At 37.4% G+C, this 24,164-nt stretch carries 21 protein-coding genes; 17 read left to right on the top strand and 4 right to left on the bottom strand.

The window, feature by feature from the left end:
• The 16 genes from HWX04_RS01765 to HWX04_RS01690 form a co-directional block, all read left to right on the top strand.
• Positions 1–1,195: Vomp family autotransporter (locus HWX04_RS01765; protein ID WP_175868529.1), on the top strand; the 1,195-nt coding region annotated here is incomplete at its 5' end.
• On the top strand, positions 1,192–1,794 hold the full coding sequence (locus tag HWX04_RS01760; RefSeq protein ID WP_175868528.1) for an invasion associated locus B family protein: 603 nt from the start codon (positions 1,192–1,194) through the stop codon (positions 1,792–1,794). The genes HWX04_RS01765 and HWX04_RS01760, both read left to right, overlap by 4 nt.
• Positions 1,795–2,749: 955 nt before the next feature.
• On the top strand, positions 2,750–4,063 hold the full coding sequence (locus tag HWX04_RS01755) for a Ppx/GppA phosphatase family protein (protein WP_175868527.1): 1,314 nt from the start codon (positions 2,750–2,752) through the stop codon (positions 4,061–4,063).
• A gap of 29 nt (positions 4,064–4,092) precedes the next feature.
• Positions 4,093–4,821 (top strand): RlmE family RNA methyltransferase, encoded by a 729-nt coding sequence (locus tag HWX04_RS01750; RefSeq protein WP_175868526.1) that lies wholly within the window; start codon positions 4,093–4,095, stop codon positions 4,819–4,821.
• Positions 4,822–4,983: 162 nt separating this feature from the next.
• Entirely contained in the window at positions 4,984–6,009 is a 1,026-nt protein-coding gene (obgE, locus tag HWX04_RS01745) for a GTPase ObgE (protein ID WP_175868525.1), read from the top strand.
• Between the two features lies 1 nt (position 6,010).
• Positions 6,011–7,150, top strand: a complete 1,140-nt coding sequence (proB, locus tag HWX04_RS01740; protein WP_175868535.1) for a glutamate 5-kinase — start codon at positions 6,011–6,013, stop codon at positions 7,148–7,150.
• Between the two features lie 44 nt (positions 7,151–7,194).
• Positions 7,195–8,451 carry a glutamate-5-semialdehyde dehydrogenase gene (locus HWX04_RS01735; RefSeq protein WP_175868534.1) on the top strand — a complete coding sequence of 419 codons (1,257 nt, stop codon included), beginning with the start codon at positions 7,195–7,197 and terminating at the stop codon, positions 8,449–8,451.
• A 29-nt stretch (positions 8,452–8,480) separates the two neighbouring features.
• Entirely contained in the window at positions 8,481–9,074 is a 594-nt protein-coding gene (locus HWX04_RS01730) for a nicotinate-nucleotide adenylyltransferase (protein ID WP_175868524.1), read from the top strand.
• Positions 9,075–9,184: 110 nt separating this feature from the next.
• Positions 9,185–9,571, top strand: coding sequence for a ribosome silencing factor (gene rsfS, locus HWX04_RS01725; protein WP_175868523.1), 387 nt, complete (start codon positions 9,185–9,187; stop codon positions 9,569–9,571).
• Position 9,572: 1 nt separating this feature from the next.
• Positions 9,573–10,055, top strand: coding sequence for a 23S rRNA (pseudouridine(1915)-N(3))-methyltransferase RlmH (rlmH, locus tag HWX04_RS01720; RefSeq protein ID WP_175868522.1), 483 nt, complete (start codon positions 9,573–9,575; stop codon positions 10,053–10,055).
• Positions 10,056–10,189: 134 nt separating this feature from the next.
• Positions 10,190–11,434, top strand: a complete 1,245-nt coding sequence (locus tag HWX04_RS01715) for a murein hydrolase activator EnvC family protein (protein WP_175868521.1) — start codon at positions 10,190–10,192, stop codon at positions 11,432–11,434.
• On the top strand, positions 11,424–12,734 hold the full coding sequence (locus HWX04_RS01710; protein ID WP_175868520.1) for a S41 family peptidase: 1,311 nt from the start codon (positions 11,424–11,426) through the stop codon (positions 12,732–12,734). The genes HWX04_RS01715 and HWX04_RS01710 overlap by 11 nt, the downstream gene beginning before the upstream one ends.
• Before the next feature lie 38 nt (positions 12,735–12,772).
• On the top strand, positions 12,773–13,294 hold the full coding sequence (locus tag HWX04_RS01705) for an RNA pyrophosphohydrolase (protein WP_175868519.1): 522 nt from the start codon (positions 12,773–12,775) through the stop codon (positions 13,292–13,294).
• A 110-nt stretch (positions 13,295–13,404) separates the two neighbouring features.
• Complete coding sequence (locus tag HWX04_RS01700) at positions 13,405–13,965, top strand: invasion associated locus B family protein (RefSeq protein WP_175868518.1); 561 nt, start codon at positions 13,405–13,407, stop codon at positions 13,963–13,965.
• Positions 13,966–14,291: 326 nt separating this feature from the next.
• A complete protein-coding gene (locus tag HWX04_RS01695; RefSeq protein ID WP_175868517.1) occupies positions 14,292–14,585 on the top strand; it encodes a YggT family protein in 294 nt (97 codons plus the stop codon).
• Positions 14,586–14,607: 22 nt separating this feature from the next.
• Positions 14,608–14,922, top strand: coding sequence for a DUF167 domain-containing protein (locus HWX04_RS01690; RefSeq protein ID WP_175868516.1), 315 nt, complete (start codon positions 14,608–14,610; stop codon positions 14,920–14,922).
• Positions 14,923–14,965: 43 nt separating this feature from the next.
• Here HWX04_RS01690 and ppa read toward each other — a convergent pair whose 3' ends face one another.
• From ppa to mgtE, 3 genes are all read right to left on the bottom strand, one after another.
• The gene (gene ppa / locus HWX04_RS01685) at positions 14,966–15,502 is read right to left on the bottom strand and encodes an inorganic diphosphatase (RefSeq protein ID WP_175868515.1); all 537 of its coding nucleotides are present in this window, start codon (positions 15,500–15,502) and stop codon (positions 14,966–14,968) included.
• A gap of 60 nt (positions 15,503–15,562) precedes the next feature.
• A complete protein-coding gene (typA, locus tag HWX04_RS01680) occupies positions 15,563–17,398 on the bottom strand; it encodes a translational GTPase TypA (RefSeq protein WP_175868514.1) in 1,836 nt (611 codons plus the stop codon).
• Between the two features lie 1,219 nt (positions 17,399–18,617).
• Positions 18,618–19,994 (bottom strand): magnesium transporter, encoded by a 1,377-nt coding sequence (mgtE, locus tag HWX04_RS01675; protein WP_175868513.1) that lies wholly within the window; start codon positions 19,992–19,994, stop codon positions 18,618–18,620.
• A gap of 912 nt (positions 19,995–20,906) precedes the next feature.
• On the opposite strand from mgtE, the gene HWX04_RS01670 reads away from it, so the two are divergent.
• Positions 20,907–22,931, top strand: coding sequence for a M3 family metallopeptidase (locus HWX04_RS01670; RefSeq protein ID WP_175868512.1), 2,025 nt, complete (start codon positions 20,907–20,909; stop codon positions 22,929–22,931).
• A gap of 154 nt (positions 22,932–23,085) precedes the next feature.
• Here the strand turns inward: HWX04_RS01670 and HWX04_RS01665 are convergent, their stop codons facing one another.
• Positions 23,086–24,162, bottom strand: a complete 1,077-nt coding sequence (locus HWX04_RS01665; protein ID WP_175868511.1) for an SGNH/GDSL hydrolase family protein — start codon at positions 24,160–24,162, stop codon at positions 23,086–23,088.
• Positions 24,163–24,164 lie beyond the last annotated feature (2 nt).

Raw genomic sequence — 24,164 nt, 5'->3', positions numbered from 1 at the left:
TTTTGCGGGTGTTAATCAATCTTTCACGAAGCTTCGTCATGAGCTTTCAGATAACATTGAGCAGAATGCATTGTTGTGGAGTGATGTTGATGAAGCATTTGTTGCCCTTCATGGTAAAGGGTCTGATAAGCACAATAGTAAGCTTACGCATCTAGTTGATGGGGATGTTTCATCTGGTTCGACAGAAGCGATTACAGGTAATCAGTTGTATCAGTTGAATCAAACCTTAGCATTGTATTTAGGAGGCGGAGCCGGTTATAATGATGGGAAATGGACAGCACCTACCTTCTCTGTTTCTCAATTTGATGGGGAAGGACATGGGGATAACAAGAAGGATTATCATGATGTAGCCTCTGCGTTTGAAGGCGTTAATGGCAGTCTTTCGAGTATCAACGACCGTGTTAATGAAGTTGCGCAAAATGTTACATCGAACAGTTTAAATTGGAGTGAGACAGAACAAGCTTATGACGCGAGTCACAATGGGGCAGAGAGTAAGATTACGCATGTTGCAGATGGTAAGGTCGAAGAAGGTTCGAAAGAAGTTGTGAATGGAGGCCAGCTTTGGGAGACGAACCAGAAAGTGTCTGCTGTTGAAAATCGTGTAGATGGTATTGACAAGCAGGTACAAGATATTGCGATAGCTGCGGAAGGAGTTGTTAAGTATGATAAAGATGAAGAAGGTCATAAGACGAACAAGATCACGTTAGTTGGTGGTAATGAGAGTGATCCAGTATTGATAGATAATGTAGCGGAAGGTCGAATTGAAAGTGGTTCGAAAGAAGCAATCACTGGCGGTCAATTGCATGATTATACGGAGCGGCAGATGAAGTTAGTTCTTGAAGATGCGAAGAAATATACGGATGAGCATTTTGATAGTATAGTGAACAAAGGTATTGAAGAGTCGAAGTCCTATACAGATATGAAGTTTGAGACGTTAAGTTATGACATTGCGGATGTTCGCAAGGAAGCCAGACAGGCAGCTGCCATTGGTTTAGCAGTGTCAAATTTACGTTACTATGATATACCAGGATCTTTAAGTATCTCATTGGGTAGTGGTTTGTGGCGCAACCAATCTGCCTTTGCTGTTGGTGCTGGTTATACATCTGAAGATGGAAATATTCGCTCGAATGTATCTATCACAAGTGCTGGAGGTCATTGGGGCGTAGGTGCTGGGATTACTCTGAGGTTGAGATGATAATAGAAAAAATGATTATTATTATCAAAAAGAGAAGTGTGTTAGTGAAAATTCTGTTTGCTCTTGCCTTAATAGGCAAGGGCGAAAGCTTTGCTAATGAGAATAATAGTATTTATACAGTTCATCCACCGCACTTATCGATACCTAAAGGAGAACCAGGTGAAACACGTCGGATTATTATGCAGTTTTATGGTTGGACTTTGATTTGTGATGAAAAACAAAAACTTGAGCGTAAGCAAGGTATATGTAATGTGACACAGACTGTTCATGATCAGGAAGGAAATACCATTTTTAGTTGGTCTCTTGTTTCTACGACAAATGGTCAAGCAGTGATGCTTTTTCGAACATTGCCAAGTGCTGATATAAAGGTTCCGATTCAAATGTTTGTGAAAGGTGTAAAAAAACCTGTTCTTATTCATTATACGCAGTGTAATGAGACGGTTTGTTTGGCACAATCACCTGTAGGGCCAGTTCTTACTAAACAAATAGAGCAGGACAATACAGTACGTATTTCCTATAAACTTAAAGAGGGAAAGGTATTTTCTTTTACTGTGCCATTTAAAGGGCTAAATGCAGCGCTTAATTCTTTGCGTCCTTAGAAATTTATCGAGAGTCTTTAACAAGAGTCATTTTTTCATAAGTCTTTGTGCTATATTTTTAAATGTAAATTATAAGGTGAAATAAGTGAAAAGTTTTATGTAAGATAATAAAGAGATGATTTATTCGAAAGAGTAGGAGTTTTATGAAGTTAAAGTCTCCATAAGTGCTTTATATAATAGAAAATCACAAGTGAGAGTTTTTCACAAATCTTAGAAAATCATAGCGTTAGTTGTTAGCAATAAAAAGTTATTAAAAATACTCAATTTTAAATAAATAGAAATATGGCTTCCTTACCAATAAGGAGTAGGTTAGATTCTCTTTTTAAGTTTCATATGGCTTTTTAGAGCGGTCTGATTGAGTATTAATATTTTTCAATTGAAATATTATAATAAAATTAAATTCATAATCCTAGAGAATTTTTGAACGATAGTCTTTCTTTGTATTCATGAGATAATGGGCTATCGTAAGTGCATTTTGTAGGACCATGGAGCTTTTTATTTTAGCATAATAAAAGCCATTGTGTTGCATATAATAAACAAGGCGCATGTGTGGATAATACGATTGAAAAAAGAGAGTTTTTTTTCTTATAAACTATATCAATGTACAGGTTGTTGTAATCTTAAGCATTAACAAAGAGAATGATAGTACTGGTTTGTTATAATAGAGGTATATTTCGTGTGAATGATATAAAAATAGCATAATTTACAAAATTTATGTGAACGTAAACGATTAATTTATAGTTTTAAGTTCATAAAGAGAAGCATGACTTCACGGAAACAACTAAAAGATTGTACAAAATCTGAATGATACGAGCGTAGAAAATTTCGATGATATGAAAAAAGAGAATGATTTCTTTTATTTTATCATTTGATGCCGCACTGTTGCTTTATTTAGGAATAAGCAGAAGAGTTTTCGCGTTTATTTATTGGGGGAAACGCTCAAGGGATAAGAGAAATGACCCCGTTAAATTATGGTTCAAAAGAGTTAAAACAAGGGGGATCATACAATACCGAAGCAAATCAGTTGTATGATCAGTGTGGGAATAATAAAAATAACCGCTCTGCATTATCACGCACAGAGGAATACTCTACCCTTGTTGATATAAAGAGACAACAGAGAAAAAGGGATTCTATACAACAGAAACAGTTTTTAATTCAATCGGATACAGCTTTTGGGTTTCATCGTCAGATATTGATAGGTACTCAAAAAACAAAAAAACTCAAAGCCCCTTTTCTTCGACGGTTTTCTCAAGTAAAATCTCTGCCTCTTTATGCTGCTCTTGATTTGGGAACGAATAATTGTCGTCTTCTTATCGCATCTCCTAGTAAACCTGGATATTTTCGTGTGGTTGATGCTTTTTCTCGTATTGTGCGATTGGGAGAAGGTTTAATAAATAATGGTTTTCTTAATACACAAGCTATGGATCGTGCGATTGAAGCATTAAAGATTTGTCATTCAAAGCTAAAACAAAGGCATATTAAGCGTTATCGCTTGATTGCAACAGAAGCTTGCCGTTCAGCAGAAAATGGGAGACATTTTATTCAGCGTGTTTTGGATGAGACAGGTCTTGAATTGGAAATTGTTGATCGGCAAACAGAAGCACGTTTTGCTGTTACAGGCTGTAGTACACTTGTTGAGCCAAATATTGAGGCAATTGTGCTTTTTGATATTGGAGGGGGATCATCAGAAATTGTGCTTCTTGATGTTTCTCAAAAGCGTTCTTTTCGTTTAACGGGACAAATTACCGCTTGGACTTCTCTTCCTGTTGGTGTTGTTACGCTTGCTGAACGTTTTGGAGGGAATAATATTAGTTTAGACGATTTTGAAAACATGAAAGGTTATGTGCGAGGGTTATTAAATAATTTTTCAGATCGTCATAAATTAGGAGAATTAGCGCAAGGATCGAAGTTTCATCTTTTGGGAACTTCCGGTACGGTTACGACTTTAGCAGGGATGTATCTTAATTTAGAGCGTTATGATAGGAGGAAAGTGGATGGCATCTGGATGGATGATGCGGACATTACTCTTATGACAAAACGCTTATTGTCATGGGATATAGAAAAACGTGTCATAAATCCTTTTATTGGGCGAGAGAGAGCAGATTTAGTCTTAGCTGGTTGTGCAATTTTAGATGTTATTCGAGAAGTTTGGCCAAGTCAGCGTTTAAGAGTTGCTGATCGTGGATTAAGGGAAGGAATTTTGATAGAGCTAATGTTACGCGATGGTGTATGGTGTCGTCGTAGAAAGGGCAGAGATTTCAAGCGTTAGAGAATTAAATGTGGAGACAATGAATAACGATGAAAAAAACAACAAAAACCCCAACGGGTGGCTATGGAGGTTCAGGGTCACATGAATTATATCAGCGCGTAAAAAAGAAAGCAGGAACCATTAAAGCTTCGTCACGGCGATGGTTAGAGAGGCATTTGAATGATCCTTATGTTCATCAATCAAAAGTAGATGGTTATCGTTCGCGCGCGGCTTATAAACTCATTGAAATTAATGAGCGTTATAAGTTTCTCAAAAAAGGCCAAAAGGTTATTGATCTAGGGGCAGCTCCGGGGGGGTGGTGTCAGGTAGCTGAGCGCATAGTAGGGTCAAGTGATGAAAAGCCTAATGTCGTTGGTATTGATTATTTGCATGTTGATCCATTGCCTAGAGTGGCGATGTTAGAAATGGATTTTTTACATGCAGATGCACCGCAGAAATTAATCGAAACTTTAGGGACAAAACCGGATGTGGTTCTTTCTGATATGGCAGCACCAACAACAGGTCATCGTCAGACGGATCATTTAAGAACGATTTATTTATGTGAAGTTGCGGCTGATTTTGCTCTTTCGGTTCTCAAGTCTGGAGGACATTTTTTAGCAAAGGCTTTTCAAGGAGGAGCAGAAAACACGCTTCTCGCAATATTAAAACAGCATTTTAAAAAAGTTTATCATGTAAAACCACCCGCAAGCCGATCAGAATCAGTGGAGCTTTATCTTCTAGCGCTTGAATTTAAGGGAAAAACAAAAATACAAGAGTAGCGTCTTCTTTTAAGAAGGCTTAACTTATTTAAATGGGATGATTTTTTCTCAAAGAGTTATCAGCGATAGTGACTGTTTTTCTGTTATCAATGGTGAAAAACTGGTAAAATTAATGTATTGCCTATAGAGGTAGAAAGATTGATTCCTCAGTGAGTGCTTCCAATGAAATTTCTTGATCAAGCTAAAGTTTATATTCGTTCTGGGAATGGAGGTTCTGGAGCAGTATCATTTCGCCGTGAAAAATTCATAGAATTTGGGGGACCTGATGGAGGGAATGGAGGACGGGGTGGTGATGTTTGGGCTCTTGTTGTTGATGGGCTTAACACGCTGATTGATTATCGCTACCAACAACATTTTAAAGCAAAAACAGGAGGCCATGGCAAAGGGCGTAATATGACCGGCGAGAAGGGTGATGATATAATCCTTAAAGTTCCGGTTGGGACACAAATTTTTGAAGAAGATAATACAACGTTAATTTGTGATTTAACACAAGTTGGACAGTGCTATCGCCTTGCAAAAGGAGGGAATGGCGGTTTTGGTAATCTCCACTTTACAACATCGACAAATCGGGCGCCACGTCGTGCAAATCCAGGGCTGGCTGGAGAAGAGCGTGCAATATGGCTTCGTTTGAAGTTAATTGCTGATGCAGGGCTTGTTGGTTTACCCAATGCCGGAAAATCAACTTTTTTGGCTTCTGTAACGGCTGCAAAACCAAAAATTGCAGATTATCCTTTTACCACACTTCATCCTCATCTTGGTGTTGTACGTATTGATGGTCGTGAATTTGTTTTGGCTGATATTCCGGGGTTGATTGAAGGAGCCCATGAAGGGGTGGGAATTGGAGACCGTTTTTTAGGACATGTGGAACGTTGTCGTGTACTCCTTCATTTGATTTCTGCTCAAGAAGAAGATGTTGCAAAAGCATATCAAATTGTGCGTCATGAATTTGAGGCATATGGAAATAATCTAAGTGATAAGACTGAAATTGTCGCTTTAAGCCAGATAGATACTCTCACGATTGAAGAGCGTAAAACAAAACAGGAAGCTTTGCAAAGAGTAACAGCTCAACCTGTTATGATGTTTTCGGCGGTTAGTCGCGAAGGTTTAGAAAGTGTGCTGCGTGCTGGTGCACATATTATTGAAATGTCACGCAAAGAAGAGATGGGTGGGGATAGCAGGATTGATTGAGATGGCTGTTGGATTGCAAAAACTCACACATTATAAACGTATCGTGGTTAAGATTGGATCTGCACTTTTGGTTGATCCTCAGACGGGGTTACGGGTTGAATGGCTTAAAAGCTTGATCCATGATGTTGTTGAGTTGCACAAAGGTGGCGTAGAGATATTATTGGTGTCTTCAGGCGCTATTGCTTTAGGAAGGACATTGCTACAGCTTCCTAGGGGAGCTTTGAAATTGGAAGAAAGTCAAGCTTGTGCTGCTTTGGGACAAATTGAATTAGCGAAAACTTATGGTGATGCGCTTGCACAACATGGACTCAAAACAGGTCAAATTTTGCTCACTTTATTTGATACGGAGGAGCGAAGGCGTTATCTCAATGCGCGTGCGACGATTAATGTGCTTTTACGTTTTGGAGCAGTACCTGTTATTAATGAGAATGATACTGTTGCGACCAATGAAATTCGTTATGGTGATAATGATCGTTTAGCTGCACGTGTGGCAACAATGATGGGGGCAGATCTTTTAATACTTTTATCTGATATTGATGGTCTTTATACAAAGTCTCCCCATTGCGATCCGACGGCTGAATTTATTCCTTTTGTGGCGTCCATTACGCATGATATCGAAAAAATGGCAGATGTTGCTGCTTCAGAGTTTTCACGGGGCGGAATGAAGACCAAGCTTGATGCTGGAAAGATAGCAAACGCTGCCGGAACAGCGATGATTATTACTTCGGGCAAGCGTATGAATCCTCTTGCAGCGATTGATAAAGGTGAACGCAAGAGTTTTTTTGCGGCTGGTGAGAAATCTGTTAGTGCTTGGAAAACATGGATTTCTGGTCATTTAGATCCGTCTGGTATTTTGACGATTGATCAAGGAGCCATTAAGGCTCTTGAAGCAGGAAAATCATTATTAGCAGCAGGGGTTATTGCTGTTGAGGGAAATTTCCATCGTGGGGATACAGTTGCAATTGTTGATACAAATGGGGTTGAGATTGCGCGTGGACTTGTAAGCTATGGAAAAGAAGAAGCTGTACGCATTATAGGGCGTAAAAGCGAAGAAATAGAATCGATTCTTGGGTATGAGGTACGCTCTGCTATGGTGCATCGTAATGATATGATTTTACGCTGCTTGACCAATTCTGTTTAAAAAAGTTATTTTTGTTTTATTGTTTGGGTAGAGTGAATGATACGATGACTTTAGAAGAACAAATGAAAGAGATGGGGCAAAAAGCACGCTATGCCGCTGCAGTATTGGCTGTTGCTTCTTCTGAGCAAAAGAACAATGCGTTGGAAATGATCGCTTTAAGCCTAGAGGCTCACTCAGATAAAATTTTACGGGCGAATTGTCTGGATTTAGAGAAGGCTGCTCAGAATAATTTGAAAGCTGCAATAGTTGATCGGCTCAAATTAGATGAATTGCGTTTGGGTGCAATGATAGACAGTGTTCGTCAAGTTGCTTGTTTATCTGATCCTGTTGGGCAGGTCATGAGTGCGTGGACACGCCCCAATGGGCTTCATATAAGTCGTGTAAGGACACCTCTTGGTGTAATTGGCATTATTTATGAAAGTCGCCCAAATGTTACAGTTGATGCGAGTGCTTTATGCTTAAAAGCGGGCAATGCCGCGATTTTGCGTGGTGGTTCGGATAGTTTTCATTCTTCACATGCTCTTCATTGTGCGTTGGTGCAGGGTTTAAAGCACTCTGGTTTACCTGAAGATGCGATTCAAATGATTGAAACGACAGATCGCGCTGCCGTTGGGGAAATGCTCAAAGGATTGGATGGAGCGATTGATGTGATCGTGCCACGTGGTGGAAAGAGGCTTGTTGAGCGCGTTCAGTCTGATGCACGTGTTCCAATTTTTGCCCATTTAGAGGGGCTTTGTCATATTTATATTGATAAATCAGCGGATTTGGATATGGCGCGCAATATTGTTTTAAATGCGAAGTTGCGTCGGATAGGGATATGTGGTGCTGTTGAAACAGTACTCATTGACAACAAGGCATTAAAAAAATTTCTTCCTGTTTTGACTGCTTTACAGGAGAAGGGGTGTGAAATCCGTGCCACAGAAGATATTGCGTTTCTTCTGCCAGATGTAAAGTTAGCCTCTGAAGAAGATTGGTCACATGAATATCTTGATGCTATTCTTTCTGTTAAAACGGTTGAAGGAGTTGAAGGAGCCATTTCTCATATTAAGCGTTATTCATCAGGACATACGGAATCGATTATTGCTGAGGATAGGGAAGTGGTGAAGAAATTTTTTAATCATTTGGATTCAGCTATTTTATTGCACAATGCGTCCACACAATTTGCTGATGGAGGTGAATTTGGTTTTGGGATGGAAATTGGTATTGCAACGGGAAAAATGCATGCACGTGGTCCCATAGGTGTTGAACAACTGACATCATTTCAATATCATGTTAAAGGAAATGGACAGGTTAGAGCTTGAAAAATCCATTTTTTCCATGGAAAAATCGTATGCCACATGTTGAGAGATCCAATGTTGTGGGTCTTTTTGGTGGTTCCTTTAATCCACCGCATGCGGGGCATCTTCTTGTTGCCAAAATTGCTATTCGGCGTTTGCTTCTGGATCAGTTATGGTGGATGGTCACTCCAGGGAATCCTTTAAAGGATTATACACAGTTACCTTCTTTAGAGGAGAGAATGCGATTAAGTTTTAAGCTTATTGATCATCCGAAAATTCGCTTAACAGGTTTTGAGCAGGCTATAGGAAGCAAAGTATCAATCGATACGATTTTTCATATTCTTACCCATTACAGTGGCGTAAATTTTGTATGGATTATAGGGGCAGATAGTTTTACAATCATTCATCATTGGTATCGATGGCGTGATATTGTCTCTATGCTTCCTGTTGCAATTATTGATCGCCCTTTAGGCAATAAGTCAGCCCTCTCTTCTCCTATGGCACACATTTATCGTCAGTTTCGTTTGGATGAAAGAGAAAGTGAGCGATTGCCTTTTATAAAACCACCCGTTTGGACTTATTTGCATGGACCTTTATCTTTTCAATCTTCGACAAACCTTCGTTTGAAGAAGAATGATTTTTCTTGAACAATTTATAAGATTCTGCTTCTCTTTAGAGAAGTTTTTTTTACATTCTACAACAATAAGAAAGGAATATTGATCTGAAAAACGTTGTACAAAACCACTCTTACGATATTATGCCCTTAAAAGAAAAAAAAGTTTTTTCTGTTAAGGAGAGTCTTGAAATTATTCTCAAGAGTTTAGAAGATACAAAAGCAGAAGATATTATTGCGGTTGATATTCAAGGGAAGTCATCTTTAGCTGATTATATGGTTATAGCTTCGGCAAATTCGCAGCGTCATGTATCTTCTGTTGCCGATCATTTGTTACGCACTTGGAAAGACAGTGGACAGAGCCTTGCCCGTGTAGAAGGGCTTTCTGGAGGCGATTGGGTGTTGATTGATACGGGGGATATTATCATTCACCTTTTTCGTCCGGAAATTCGTCTTTTTTATAATTTAGAAAAAATGTGGATGGCTCCAGATTTAAACAATACAACATCGATACTCTTCGGAGATCATTAAAATGCAAATTTCTATTTTTGCGGTTGGTCGTATGAAAAGTGGGGCGGAGCAAAAATTGGTTCAGCATTATTTGGATCGTTTTTCTAAAAGTTCCGGAGCTGTAGGATTTCATTTTAAAAAGTTACAGGAAATACAAGAAAGTCGTTCTCAAACAGCATGCCAACGTATGGAGGAAGAGGGAAGGAGACTTATTGAATTTTTACCTGAAAAATGTCGATTAATTGTGCTTGATGAGCGTGGAGAGTCGATTTCTTCAGCTGCTTTTGCTGAAAAATTAGGGTGTTATCGTGATGAAGGCATTCGAGATGTCATTATTGCTTTAGGGGGACCTGATGGGCATGATGAAAAGATAAGGAATCGTGCTGATTTTCTTTTATCTTTCGGTTTTATGACGTGGCCTCATCAAATTGCACGTATTCTTCTTACAGAACAACTTTATCGTGCTGTAACAATTGCAAATCATCATCCATATCATCGTTTTTAAATATTTTTGTTCAATTTTTAGCACTTATTTATATATTTATTAATATAGTTTTAGCCGACACCATTTAAAGCATCTCTCGTATATATGATGAGGTGTGATGGTTTTTTCAAATGAAAAGGCTTCTTCATAGAAAGATGCGATATTTATATGGGGAATGCGTGATATTTGTCATTTTGCTCTTGAGTATATTTTTTTGTTTTTCTGTATCGCATGCAGAAGATACAGTGAGGAGTATAGAAGTACATAAAGAATTAGGAGAAATTCGCCAAAATATTTCACTTTCGCGTGAGCGTGTTGTTGTTCTTACGCGTCAAGTTGAGCATTTAAAAAAAGATCAACGTGTTTTGAGTGAAGCGCTCATAAAAGCTGCTCAAGAAGAACGTAAAATTGCAGATGATATTGCTGAAAGGGAAGAAAAGCTTAAAAAAATGATAGAAAAGCGGTTACAAGTCTATCAAAGTTTAAAAAGCCGTCGTGCTGAATTTGCGGAAGTTCTTGCAATTTTAGAACGTATGGGATTAAATCCACCTCCAGCTCTTATGATACAACCAAAGGATGTGTTGGCTTCTATGCGCAGTTCTGTTTTATTAGGGACTGTCATTCCTCAGATGCAAGAGAAAACACGAGATTTAAAAGAGAAACTCCAAGAATTGACCAATTTAAGCAATTCCATTACTACAGAATATAAGACGTTAAAGACAAAACTACAAAGTCAAGCAGAGGAGCGAAAACGTCTAGAGCTTTTATTAGACAAAAAAAACAAACTACAAAAAAAATCAGAAAAAGAACTTATAGAACAGCAACGAAAAAATATTGCTTTTGCTAAAAAAGCTCAGTCTTTGGAAGAATTGATTTTAGAGCTTGAGCGTCAGTCAAAACTTAGCTCTGATTCATCAATACAGATACGGAAAAGTTTACAATTGTTAGAGCAATCCAATTTTGAAAGCCAAAAAGGTTCTTTACTTTTTCCTGTTTCTGGAAAAAGAATTCGATATTCTCATAAGAATTCGCAGATTACGCGTTTTGGTGAGACGATAGAAACAGAGTCAGGGGCTGTTGTTATATCGCCTGCAGATGCTCTTGTTGCTTTTGCTGGGCCATTTCGTTCTTACGGACAGTTAATTATTCTCAATGTTGGAAATGGTTATCATATCATTCTTACCGGAATGTCGAAAATTAATGTAAAACAGGGGCAGTTTGTTCTTTCAGGCGAGCCCCTAGGTATGATGGGGATGCAATTTATTGCAAATAGTGTTGCATTGGATATAGGAAAAGCTGCTCCAATGCTTTACATTGAGTTTAGAAAGCAGGGAAAGCCTGTAAATCCAATCCCTTGGTGGCAGACTGAAAAAATGAGAAGGAGCCAAAATGATTCGTAAAGTTATTCTTTTGGTCGCTGGGGTATTGCTCGGCGCCTGTTCAATGATTATGGTGCAGTCTGTTGCTGCGAATAATGAAGATAACGCATATAAAAAGTTGGCCATATTTGGCGATGTTTTTGAGCGTGTGCGTAAGCAATACGTCACAGTTCCAGATGATAAAAAGCTTATTGAAAATGCTATCAATGGCATGCTCACATCACTGGATCCCCATTCATCTTATTTGAATGCTGAAGAAGCTAAAGATATGCGCGATTCTACGAAAGGAGAATTCGGAGGTCTCGGTATTGAGGTCACTATGGAAAAAAACTTAATTAAAGTTGTTTCACCGATGGATGATACCCCCGCTTCAAAAGCAGGCATTCTAGCAGGAGATCTTATTTCAAAAATTGACGATGTACAAACGAATGGACAAACATTGAATGAAGCTGTTAATAAGATGCGAGGGGCTCCTGGAACGCCAATTACTTTGACAATTATTCGTTCTGGCGTTGATAAGCCATTTGAAATTAAGATTATTCGTGACATTATCAAGGTAAAAGCGGTGAAATATCGCGTTGAGGGTGACATTGGATATTTAAGAGTTATCCAGTTTTCTGAGCAGACATTGAATAATCTTCTGGCAGCAATTAAAGATATCCAATCTAAAATTCCTGAAGGGAAATTAAAAGGTTACGTCCTTGATTTGCGGCTTAATCCGGGTGGACTTTTAGATCAAGCTGTTAATGTTTCGAGTGTTTTTCTCAATAAAGGTGAGATTGTGTCGACTCGTGGACGCCAAAAGAGCGATGTGACGAGATTTGATGCTAAGTCTGGGGATGTTACTAATGGAAAACCACTCATTGTTCTTATCAATGGTGGTTCGGCAAGTGCTTCTGAAATTGTTGCAGGTGCACTACAAGATCATCGTCGTGCAACAATTTTAGGGACACAGTCTTTTGGTAAAGGATCTGTCCAAACGATTATTCCTTTGGGTGAAAATGGAGCTTTACGTTTAACAACAGCACTGTATTACACGCCATCTGGCACTTCTATTCAAGGAACAGGGATCACACCTGATATTATTGTAGAGCAACCACTTCCTGAAAAATATAAGGGTTATGATGTAAAAATTGGTGAGTCTGCATTAAAAGGGCATATCAAAGGGAAACGAGAAAGCAATAAAGGATCTGGTTCAGCTGCTTTTGTTCCGAAAGATCCTAAGGATGATATTCAATTGAATGAGGCTTATAAACTGTTACGGGGTGAGATGGCAAATGCAGCATTTCCACCAGATTCCAATAAGGATATATTAAAGTGAGAAATGATATCTATAGCTTACGCTTTTGAGGAATATAAATGGATGCAGATGTTAACTTAAAGACTCTTCCTTATCGCAAATGTGTTGGAATTGTTGTCTTTAATCATGAGGGTAAAGTTTGGGTTGGGCGTCGTTTAATGGCGTCAGCTCATGCAGATATTGATAGATCTCATCGTTGGCAACTTCCTCAAGGAGGAATTGATGAAGATGAAAAGCCATTAGATGCAGCATATCGAGAACTTTATGAAGAAACAGGTATTCGATCTATAAAGTTGATTAAAGAAGCACAAAATTGGTTCCATTATGATTTTCCACAAGAACTTGTTGCGTGCACATTAAGCAATAAATATCGTGGGCAAACGCAAAAATGGTTTGCTTTCCAGTTTACGGGAGAGCTCTCTGAAATTGTGATTAATCCGCCACCAGATGGCAATAAAGCGGAATTCGATCAATGGAAATGGATTGATCTAGAAGCCCTTCCTTCGATTGCTGTTTCTTTTAAAAAGCATGTCTACATGAGAGTTGTCAAAGAATTTCGAGGTAGCCTTAGGTCATTATAAAAGCTATATGACTATAAGAAAGCTCTTTTTATGAAGATGCTTTATATGATGTATATTATTTATAGATGGTAAACATGTTTTTCTTTTATGTAAAGAACAGGAATATAAAAATGAAAAAGTTATTTAATTTACTGATAGTTTGTACTCTCTTGAGTATTTCATCTGTTGCATTTGCAACAAATTCAAAGCCTTCTGCAACGAAAGAGACAGCAGCGACATTGCCAAATGGAGCTTCTTCTTTGACTGAAACCTACGGCTTGTGGACCATTAATTGTGGGTTACAAGAAGGGAAAAAAGTTTGCTTTATGCACCGTCAAGAAGTGAATGAGCAGGGGCGTGTTGTTGTGGCTATGACCCTTATTCTCAATGCTGAGGGTGTCGTATCGGGTAATTTAACAGTTCCTTTTGGCATTTTGGTTTCTAAGCCTGTTCGTTTACAAGTTGATGAGGGAAAAGCTGTTATTGAAACCGGTATTCGGACTTGTGTACCAGCAGGTTGTATGGTTCCAGTCGTTTTTGATAAAAATCACGTAGCTGCTTTACGTTCTGGAAAACAATTAAAGTTAGCGATGACAATTGCTGCTGCAGGTGAACCACCTTTGAATGATTTGTTTGTTCAGCTAAATGGTTTTAGTAATGCTCTTAACCGTTTGACTGCTTTGCAGAAATAATTTTAAAAATAAAAGCGGCCTTTTAAGGCCGCCTTTAGTTTGTACGCATAGATTGATCATTAAAACGATGAGTTTTAAGATTAACGCTATAATTTTAGTGCTTTTAAAGTTTTCAGATTATTTTCTGTTTCTTCTATTTTTATTGCACTATTTTTAATTTTGATATTTGTTTTCTTGAGGTATCATCATTAAATAGAGAGTGAAGAATTTGGAATATTTAGTTTTTTATTCATGAGATTTTGGGATGTAAAACTATTATTCAATATATACAGATTCTTAAGGCTTTCTATACGCTTTTCTGTTTCCTTGATTGAAAGAGATACCGCATGGTTTATGCATTACTTCAAACGATTGATTTGATTTTTGAGATTTATATTTATATTTTAATCGCCAGTGTTATTTTTTCTTGGCTTTATGTCTTTAATATCATAAATTCGCGCAATCGCTTTGTTGTTTTAATAGGAAACTTTCTATACCGCCTTACAAATCCCGTTCTAAGCCCTATCCGGCAGATTTTACCGAATTTGGGAACAATTGATATTTCGCCTATTGTGGTATTCATTATTATTTATTTTATTCGTAATTTTATGTGGCGCGCTTACATAAATATGTATTTATAGAAATATGACTTAAGGTAAATACATGTTTTATCAAGTTGATAAAAATAACTTGATTTTGTTTGTATATCTCATTCCCAAATCATCTGTTGACAAAATAATAGGGATTGAATGTCGAGATAGTGAGAAACAATATCTTGTTATACGTCTTCGTGCTGTTCCTGAAGATGGAAAAGCAAATAAAGCCCTCATTAAATTTCTTGCGAAACAGTGGAAAATTCCATCTTCTTCTATTTCTCTAAAAAGCGGTGCAGTATCTCGCTACAAACAGCTTTACTTTTCAACACATTTAGAAGAGTTAAAGCAGATATGGCAATCCCTCAGAGATTGTATCTCGTAAAGAAATAAAGCCTATTAAAAAATAGGCTTTATTTTTAAAAGAGTCACACTTCTTTATTTTTATTGCGTTCAATAGCTTGTTTAATAAGTTCGCGAGCAAAATCTTTATTACGCCAACCTTCAATTTTGGCCCATTTTCCAGGTTCAAGATCTTTATAATGTTCAAAGAAATGCTCAATTTTCTTGAGTATAATTTCAGGAAGATCTGTATAGTCATGAATATTGATATAATGTTGCGTTAATTTTGGAGTAGGAACGGCAATGATTTTTTCGTCTTTACCACCATCATCTTCCATAATCAGAGCCCCGATGGGGAGCACATTGATAACACAGCCAGGAAGGAGAGGACGGGTATTACAGATAAGAACATCAATGGGATCACCATCCTCTGAAAGTGTATGGGGAACAAAACCGTAGTTTCCAGGATAAACCATTGAGGTATGAAGAAAACGGTCAACAAACAATGCTCCTGATTTTTTGTCCATTTCATATTTTATTGGTTGACCACCAAGAGAGACTTCTACGATAACATTGACATCTTCTGGTGGATTTTTACCAACAGGAATTTCTTTAATATTCATGTAAATATCCTTTCCGGAGTGTGAGGAAATAAGGTCTTATAAAACCTTTAATCGAAGAGATTATAAGATTAACTTGAAATTGAGGCACGTGTTTTTTTCAAAACGTTTACGTTCATTGGGATCAAGATAAAGTTTGCGAAGACGAATATTTTTAGGGGTAACCTCCACAAGTTCATCATCTTGTATCCACGATAGGGCACGTTCTAATGTCATTTTAATAGGGGGTGTTAACTTTACGGCTTCATCTTTTCCAGAAGCACGCATATTGGTGAGTTTTTTTCCTTTTAACACATTGACTTCTAAGTCGTTATCGCGTGAGTGGATGCCAATAATCATACCTTGATAGACTTTTACACCTGCATCAATGATCATAGGTCCACGATCTTCAAGATTAAAAAGAGCATAAGCGACAGATTCACCGGTGTCATTTGAAATCATAACACCATTAACACGACCAGCAATGTCCCCTTTATAAGGTTCATAAGCATGGAAAAGGCGATTCATAATAGCTGTACCACGGGTATCAGTTAAAAGTTCAGATTGATAACCAATGAGTCCTCGGGTTGGCGCGTAAAAAACAAGGCGAACACGATTACCTCCAGAAGGGTGTAATTCCACCATTTCACCTTTACGTTCAGACATTTTTTGTACAACAGTACCGGAATATTCTTCATCAACATCGATAACAACTTCTTCTATTGGCTCAAGAATTATTCCATTTTCATCTTTTTGCATAACAACACGTGGACGTGAAACACTAAGTTCAAATCCTTCTCGACGCATATTTTCAATGAGAACTGCAAGTTGTAATTCTCCTCGTCCTGAAACGTAGAAAGAATCCTTATCAGCTGATTCTTCAATTTTAAGAGCGACATTACCTTCTGCTTCTTTTAACAAACGGTCACGGATGACACGGCTTGTTACTTTATCTCCTTCCGTTCCTGCAAGGGGACTATCATTGACAAGAAAACTTATCGTAACAGTAGGAGGATCAATTGGTTGAGCAGTCAAGGGGTCATTGACAGCTGGGTCACAAAAAGTATCCGCAACGGTACCTTTTTGTAGACCTGCGATCGCAACAATATCACCAGCGCTTCCTTCTTCAATAGGTTGCCGTTCTAGCCCACGAAATGCTAAAATTTTTGAAATACGTCCAGTTTCTAAAAGTTTTCCATCTTGACCAAGAACCTTGACATTTTGATTGGGTTTTAAAGAGCCGGAATGAATACGACCTGTAATAATTCGTCCCAAAAACGGATCTGCTTCAAGAATAGTTCCAATCATGCGGAATGGTCCCTCTGCGACACTAGGAGAAGGGACATGCCGCGTTACAAGATCAAATAAAGGCCCCAATCCTTGATCTTTTGGTCCCTCTGGGGCTTCAGCCATCCAGCCATCACGTCCTGATCCGTAAAGAATGGGAAAATCAAGCTGTTCGTCGGTTGCATCAAGAGCGGCAAAAAGGTCAAAAACTTCATTAATGACTTCATCAACGCGTGCATCAGGTCGGTCAATTTTATTGATAGCAACAATAGGGCGCAATCCTACTTTCAATGCTTTGCCAACGACAAATTTTGTTTGTGGCATTGGTCCTTCAGCAGCATCAACAAGTACGATGGCGCCGTCAACCATGTTTAGAATACGTTCAACTTCTCCACCAAAATCGGCATGACCTGGTGTATCAACAATATTAATTCGGGTATCTTTCCAAACAACAGATGTTACTTTTGCTAGAATTGTAATTCCACGTTCTTTTTCAATATCATTTGAATCCATCATACGTTCGCTTGTACGTTGATTATCACGGAAGTTTCCTGATTGCTTGAGAAGTCCGTCTACAAGCGTTGTTTTCCCATGATCAACGTGGGCAATGATGGCAATGTTACGCAATTGCATAAATTTTCTTCTTTTCGTTTAATGAAATTTCATTTGAGGCAAAGCCTTTACATTCTTTGCCAGACTGTTAAAAAACCTTTTACATGTTTTTTTATAATTTTGGAAGATGGAGGCCATATTTTTATGGCAAAACGATTCATATAAGTCTTTACTGCTCTATGAAGTCTCAATTGCTGGAGTTTCGTAAAAGGACTTTATAGGATGTGTGTATTTTATTCTTGAGTCAAGAATTATCCATAAATCACCGTCAATAGGATCTTTATCAATATGACACAAAGAATTTATGAGAACGACCTTTAAAAAATAAATAAATGTAAAGCTAGCTGTGTCATATTTGTTGTTTTGCAAAGAGATTGGTAAAAATCCAAGAATATCTTTCAATCTATTGACAACTTTATGACATTTTTCCAATAAAGTTTTTGCTTCTTCTGGAGTTTGTTAATCAACATCCAGATTGAATGCTGCTGCATATTTGCAATAAATATTGAGACGATTCAGAATTTTATAAGAAGTTCTAACTTTTGTATGCCAGTTTAGAAAAAGAGTTATTGTCTGTTTGATTTATTTATGAAACGGAAATACAGATGATTTATAAAGGATATGAAGGTATTAAAAGAAAGTTTTTCTCTTTGCTCTTATTTTTAATTTACATTTATGACTTCAAAAGCATCTCAAAAAATACAGTTTAAACCATTGAGATTGTTGTATTGCCTACACTTTTGATTGCACACTTAATATCTTTTTTTAAAGAAAAATACCGCTTAATATTACACACATTTCATGATAGGGGCAATGAATGATATAATATACATGGATGGTATACTATCAACGCCTTTGTGAAGCGTATAAAGCCTATTAATCACCCGCCATTATTGTTCTTTCTTAGCTGGTTAATATTGCGATAGTTTTTGTATTTGAGAGAGGACATAAGAAGTATTTTACTCCTTTCTTGAATAACCTCCTATCCACACACCCATCCCGCTTGTGATAGGCGAGAAGATGACTTTAATTGATACAATACGAAAAGATTTATGATGAGGTAATTTTACGATATTTGGAGCTATTATTCGATATTAAACGATGAATTATCATTATAAAGCAATATATTATCTATGAAGTGGTGCGATAACAAACAAATAATAGGGCTTGTTCTCTTATGGAAAGATCTTAAGTTTTATTACAAGATCTTTCCATAATACTATGTTTTTACTGCATATTTTTAAAGAATAGTTCCTGACAAAATGAGGGATGCTACAGAAAAATAGATTATAATGCCCATAACATCGACTAAAGTGGCCACAAAAGGAGCAGAAGCACTTGCTGGATCAAATTTTAAACCTTTAAGGATAAAAGGCAACATAGATCCAGAAAGAGAACCAAAGGTAACGATGCCAACTAAAGCTGCGCCTACTGTTGTCGAAATAGAAATCCAATGTTGTCCATAGTCATAGATACCGAGTTTTTGCCAAAGAGCGATGCGCGTAATGCCAATAATTCCGAGTAAGAGACCAAGGGATAGTCCTGTTGGAATTTCACGAATGATAACTTTCCACCAGTCTTTCAGCGTGAGTTCGCGTAAAGCCAATGCGCGGATAATAAGGGATGTTGCTTGTGAACCAGAATTCCCTCCTGAACTCATAATGAGAGGAATAAACAGTGTAAGAATAATCGCTTTTTCAAGTTCTGTTTCGAAATGTTGCATAGCGCTTGCGGTCAGCATTTCACCGACAAAGAGTAAAGCCAGCCAGCCGCCGCGTTTTTTCATCATTTCAGGAAACTTTATTTGCATATAGGGCTTATCAAGCGCTTCCATACCCCCAAATTTATAAGCATCTTCATTCATCTCATCGACCATAGTATCAAGCACATCATCAACGGTTACAATGCCAATGACATGATTATTTTCATCAACGACGGGTACAGAGAGAAGGTCATGGCGCTGGAAAAGGCGGGCAATATCTTCATGATGTGTTAAGGGCGATATTGTAATGGGCGAGTCATGGGTAGGGACATTAAGAATTTGTTCATCAGGTGAAGCAAGAATAAGGTTGCGCAGTGAAACAGCTTTGAGAAGAGTCCCTGTGTTAGGCTCAATCACATAGCTGGTATAAACTGTTTCACGTGTCCGCTCAACCTCACGAATGTGATCCAAAGTTTTTTGTATGGTCCAGTTTGAAGGAACCGCTATAAACTCTGTTGTCATTAGTGCCCCCGCTGTATGATCAGGATAACTGGTGAGTTTTTTAAGTTCAGCACGCGTTAAGGGTTTAAGCAAGGCATAAAGCCGTGTGCGGGTTTCTTTATCCATTTCTTGAAAGACGTCTGCAGCAGCATCTGCAGACATGCCATCAAGAATTTCAACAGCACGATTTATGGGCAGAAGTTCTAAAATAGCAGCAGGTTGCTCAAGCTCTGGTTTATCAAAAAGTTCGATAACATACTCAAGAGGCAGTAAACTAAGAATAGTTACACGTTCCATGATATCGAGGTCATTGATGATATCAATAGAGTCTGCAAAATGCTGACTTTTTAATTTTTCAGCAAGAGCTTCAGGAGAAAAATTTTTGAAGTCGAAGGTCGTTTTGATTTCAGTCATAATAAAGTACCTCCTGAAGAGTTGGAGAGTTATAAATCTAGATAAGATGATGAGATAAAAAATAAAAGTCTATGGAAGATTCTAACAAAACCTCCCCAACGATATTCCCAATTGTTAATATTTTAATTAAAGTCAAGGATAAATTATAAGTTATAAACAAGTTTCTGAAATCACTGAAAGCAACAATACAGCCTAACTTAGGGATAATATGAAGGCGTAAATATAAAAATCAGTTTTCATTTTTACCATCATTTCTTTAGTACAATTTTTGAAAGAATTACAGTCATATCTTGTAAAGAGTAGAGAATATGCCTTTCTTAAAATTGTTGTTTTTTACGTTCTTTATAGGTTTACGTCTCAAAAAAACAGAATAAACTTATGTTGCGAATTCATACGCTTGTTTTTCTCTTGAGACACGTACTATCCATTTCATAACGCTACGCGTAAATGGTCTAAAATCCATAGAAGATTATCATCTTTACGTTTAAATAAAAGGTGCAAACCCGTATCATTATACTATTTTTCAGCTCTCAATATTATGACAGCTTTTGTATTTTAAAAGTTCATAAGAAGCGTCTTTATCAATAGGCAATTTCATTTGTAATGGGTGAGCGAATAATCTTTATTGCTTCGATATAATATTGTTTAAAATGAAAGAATTCTACGATATGCAAGTTTTTCATTCGATATAAAAAAACAATAAATTATCATTATAAATCCAAGAGTTTGTTTGATAAGTATAGAAATTCTTATTTTTATTGATCGCATGAAGCTAAAGATATTCTTTATTTTTTATTCAATAGAGCTTTGAAAGGTAATTTTGAAACGCATGAAATAATCTTAGTATATTATCAATTTGTGTCGTAAAGATAATCATTACAGCTTAAATTTATAATGGAGACATAACGTATTATGACAAAAGCAGCAGTGCTGGACTGGAAGGGATTTTCAGGTCTTCCTGATTTTTCTTCTATAAGAGATGAAGATTTCAAACCCGCTTTTGAACAGGCACTTCAAGAAGCCGAAGAAGAATTAGAGGTGATTGCTATGGTGCAAGAGCCACCAACGCTTGAGAATTTTTTGCAACCTTTTGAGCTTTGTGGCAAAGCGCTTGATCGTGTCTGTTCAATATTTTTTCTGCGTACCAGTGCTCATACGAATGCGTTGATTCAACAGCTAGAACAAGAGTTCGTTGTAAAACTGTCCCGTTATTCTTCAAAAATGATGATGGATGCGCGGATATTTGCAAAAATAGATGCACTTTATCAACAGGCGCAGCAGGGCGTATTTGAGAGTGAAACGACACGCGTTCTTGAATTATGGTGGAAAAAGTTTGTTTGTTATGGTGCAAAACTAGACGATAAATCTCAGAAACGGCTTGTAAAAATTAATGAAAGACTTGCTTTTTTAAATGCTACTTTTGGGCAGAATGTCTTAAACGATGAAGCTGAATGGATTCTATTTTTAAAACAAACAGACTTATCTGGTTTACCGGAAGATCTTATTGCTTCAATGAAGGAAACTGCGTGCGAAAGAGGCAATGAAGAAGCCTATGCTTTAACACTAGCACGCTCGATTGTTGAACCTTTTTTAAAATTCTCTGATCGTCGTGATTTGCGTGAGGTTGCATTCCAAGCTTGGGCTAAACGTGGTGAAAATAATAACAAGAATGATAATCGAACCATTATTTTAGAGATTGTTTCGCTTCGAGATGAGAAAGCGAAATTATTGGGATATAAATCTTTCGCAGATTTGAAACTCGATAATACCATGGCTAAAAGTGTTGATTCCGTTATGGATTTGCTTATGCCTGTGTGGGAGCGTGCAAAAGCGAAGGCTTCTACTGAGCAAATTGAATTGCAAAATTTTGCTAACAATCAAGGAAGCAATGAATCTTTAGCTGCTTGGGATTGGCGTTATTATGCTGAAAAGTTCCGCACTGAAAAACTTTCTTTCGATAGTGCTGAAATTAAATATTATTTTCAACTTGATCGTATGATTAAAGCGGCTTTTGGGGTAGCAGAAAAACTCTTTGGCATTACCTTTGAAGAAAAAAATGCTGTTGCACTTTGGCATCCTGATGCACGTTTGTGGGAAGTAAAAAAATCTGATGGGAGTTTGCTTGGACATTTCATTGGTGATTATTTTGCACGTTTTTCAAAACGTTCTGGTGCATGGATGAGCCAATTGCAATCGCAGCATAAATTGGATGGCGGACAAAAACCGGTGATTTACAATATTTGTAATTTTGCTAAACCCTCTAAAGGAGAGGTTGCACTTTTATCACTTGATGATGCACGTACACTTTTCCATGAATTTGGGCATGCATTACATGGGTTGCTTTCTGATGTTACATGGCCTTCTGTAGCGGGAACATCTGTTTCACGTGATTTTGTTGAACTTCCCTCTCAGCTTTATGAACATTGGTTAACCGTACCAGAGATATTAAAATCTTATGCTATACATACAAAAACAGGCCATCCGATGCCACAAGAGTTGATCAATAAAGTTTTAGCTGCACAGACATTTAATGCGGGATTTTCTGCGGTTGAATTTATCTCATCAGCTTTAGTGGATATGGCTTTTCACCAAGGAGAAACAGTTACGGATCCAACAATTTTTGAACATAAAGAATTAGAAAAGTTGCAAATGCCTGATACAATTATTATGCGTCATCGTCCTCCCCATTTTATGCATGTGTTTGCAGCGGATGGTTATGCTGCTGGTTATTATTCTTATATGTGGTCAGAAGTCCTTGATGCTGATGCTTTTCAAGCGTTTGAAGAAACAGGAGATGCCTTTAATTCAGAACTTGCTGATCTTTTAAAGCGTTTTATTTATTCTGCTGGGGGAAGCCGCGATCCAGAGGAACTGTATAAAGCGTTTCGGGGACGGATGCCTTTACCAGAGGCAATGATTAATAAACGTGGCTTATAAAACTATAACGGTATGGTTAACACCATGCCGTTTTCATATTTTTCGGAAGAGGTCTTTGCGATTTATGCAGATCTTCTCTTCGTTATAGCTTTGTAACCAGAGTTTTTTATCTTAACTTAATGGAGGGCATCAGATTTTGTCCTTTAAAGAGACATTATGGGGAAGAAAAATTATCAGCTCGATCTTTTTGATGCCCATTGGGCGGAAACCGTGATTTTTTTATAAAACTTGATTTTCTTTGACCTAAAAGGTGGGTATTTTGTTGGGCCATATCATCGAGGCTCATCGGAGGTTGACGCATAATCTTACTTGGCTCTTGTTTCTCTGATTCTTGTATAAGTTTTTGAATCGCTTGATCTGTTGAGTATGGTTTGTCCTTAGAAAAGGCATGAAAATTTAAAATATTTTTCAATGGTTTTTCTAAATAAGAGATAAGTTTTTCCTTTCCTTCAGAAGTGAAATGAATGCCATTATTGGTGCGTAATTTGGCTATTTTTCCATGAATATCATAGCCTGAAAGAGAAAAGTTTCCTTCTTCATCAATAAAACCGTTCCAGATATCGAGAAAATATCCTCCCGCTATTTCTGTTTCTTGTTTGTAGAGCGCATTAAGAATTTTCATTTTTTGTGTCAAAATGTCATTTCCAAAAGAAGGCTGACCTATCCATATCCATGATTTTCCAGAAGCATGAAGATTTTCAGCGATTTCAATAATTCTTTGTTTGTAGATGCGTATCCATTCTGACTGATCTGTGTTAATTATGCTATAAGAGTCTGTGAAGGATTGATTATCATTTGCACCGATCATCATGATAATAACATCGGGGTTATTTTGATCAATAAGTTTAGAAATATTGCTTTGCCAAGAATAAGAATCTGTTCGCACGAGACCGGAAGCTGGCATTGTATTGTTCATGATCATGATATCGTTATTATCCGCAAAAAACTTTTTAAGTGCATCAGCAACAGCAGTAGCTGCAAAATCCCCTATGACAAGAATGCGCTTTGCATTCTCGTTTTTCAGCTTTTGTATGTTTTTTTGTATTACGATCTTTTTTTGCGGTTTGTCTATTTTTTGTTCTATAATTTGCGGCGATTGTTGTGTCTGTTTGTTTTGTTGTGACAACCATTTAAAGAAGTTGGTTGCGTGACTGGAGGATGGCTGTATTGTCACCGCAATAGAAAGTGAAAACAACAAGAATATTAAGTATATCAGACGAAAAAGAGACAAAA

The organism is Bartonella gabonensis (assembly GCF_903679515.1).
Classification (GTDB): domain Bacteria; phylum Pseudomonadota; class Alphaproteobacteria; order Rhizobiales; family Rhizobiaceae; genus Bartonella; species Bartonella gabonensis.
Note: the sequence above shows the minus strand (reverse complement) of the source record. Positions and strands in the feature narration are given on the sequence as shown.

Excerpts from the sequence above, each read along its gene's own strand:
- HWX04_RS01705 (WP_175868519.1), top strand. The coding sequence starts at position 12,773 with ATGGATGCAGATGTTAACTTAAAGACTCTTCCTTATCGCAAATGTGTT.
- typA (WP_175868514.1), bottom strand. The coding sequence starts at position 17,398 with ATGCAATTGCGTAACATTGCCATCATTGCCCACGTTGATCATGGGAAA.
- HWX04_RS01700 (WP_175868518.1), top strand. The coding sequence starts at position 13,405 with ATGAAAAAGTTATTTAATTTACTGATAGTTTGTACTCTCTTGAGTATT.
- HWX04_RS01730 (WP_175868524.1), top strand. The coding sequence starts at position 8,481 with ATGCCACATGTTGAGAGATCCAATGTTGTGGGTCTTTTTGGTGGTTCC.
- proB (WP_175868535.1), top strand. The coding sequence starts at position 6,011 with ATGGCTGTTGGATTGCAAAAACTCACACATTATAAACGTATCGTGGTT.
- HWX04_RS01755 (WP_175868527.1), top strand. The coding sequence starts at position 2,750 with ATGACCCCGTTAAATTATGGTTCAAAAGAGTTAAAACAAGGGGGATCA.
- obgE (WP_175868525.1), top strand. The coding sequence starts at position 4,984 with ATGAAATTTCTTGATCAAGCTAAAGTTTATATTCGTTCTGGGAATGGA.
- HWX04_RS01750 (WP_175868526.1), top strand. The coding sequence starts at position 4,093 with ATGAAAAAAACAACAAAAACCCCAACGGGTGGCTATGGAGGTTCAGGG.
- HWX04_RS01690 (WP_175868516.1), top strand. The coding sequence starts at position 14,608 with ATGTTTTATCAAGTTGATAAAAATAACTTGATTTTGTTTGTATATCTC.
- HWX04_RS01715 (WP_175868521.1), top strand. The coding sequence starts at position 10,190 with ATGCGATATTTATATGGGGAATGCGTGATATTTGTCATTTTGCTCTTG.
- rlmH (WP_175868522.1), top strand. The coding sequence starts at position 9,573 with ATGCAAATTTCTATTTTTGCGGTTGGTCGTATGAAAAGTGGGGCGGAG.
- HWX04_RS01695 (WP_175868517.1), top strand. The coding sequence starts at position 14,292 with ATGGTTTATGCATTACTTCAAACGATTGATTTGATTTTTGAGATTTAT.
- HWX04_RS01670 (WP_175868512.1), top strand. The coding sequence starts at position 20,907 with ATGACAAAAGCAGCAGTGCTGGACTGGAAGGGATTTTCAGGTCTTCCT.
- mgtE (WP_175868513.1), bottom strand. The coding sequence starts at position 19,994 with ATGACTGAAATCAAAACGACCTTCGACTTCAAAAATTTTTCTCCTGAA.
- HWX04_RS01735 (WP_175868534.1), top strand. The coding sequence starts at position 7,195 with ATGACTTTAGAAGAACAAATGAAAGAGATGGGGCAAAAAGCACGCTAT.
- HWX04_RS01710 (WP_175868520.1), top strand. The coding sequence starts at position 11,424 with ATGATTCGTAAAGTTATTCTTTTGGTCGCTGGGGTATTGCTCGGCGCC.
- rsfS (WP_175868523.1), top strand. The coding sequence starts at position 9,185 with ATGCCCTTAAAAGAAAAAAAAGTTTTTTCTGTTAAGGAGAGTCTTGAA.
- HWX04_RS01760 (WP_175868528.1), top strand. The coding sequence starts at position 1,192 with ATGATAATAGAAAAAATGATTATTATTATCAAAAAGAGAAGTGTGTTA.
- ppa (WP_175868515.1), bottom strand. The coding sequence starts at position 15,502 with ATGAATATTAAAGAAATTCCTGTTGGTAAAAATCCACCAGAAGATGTC.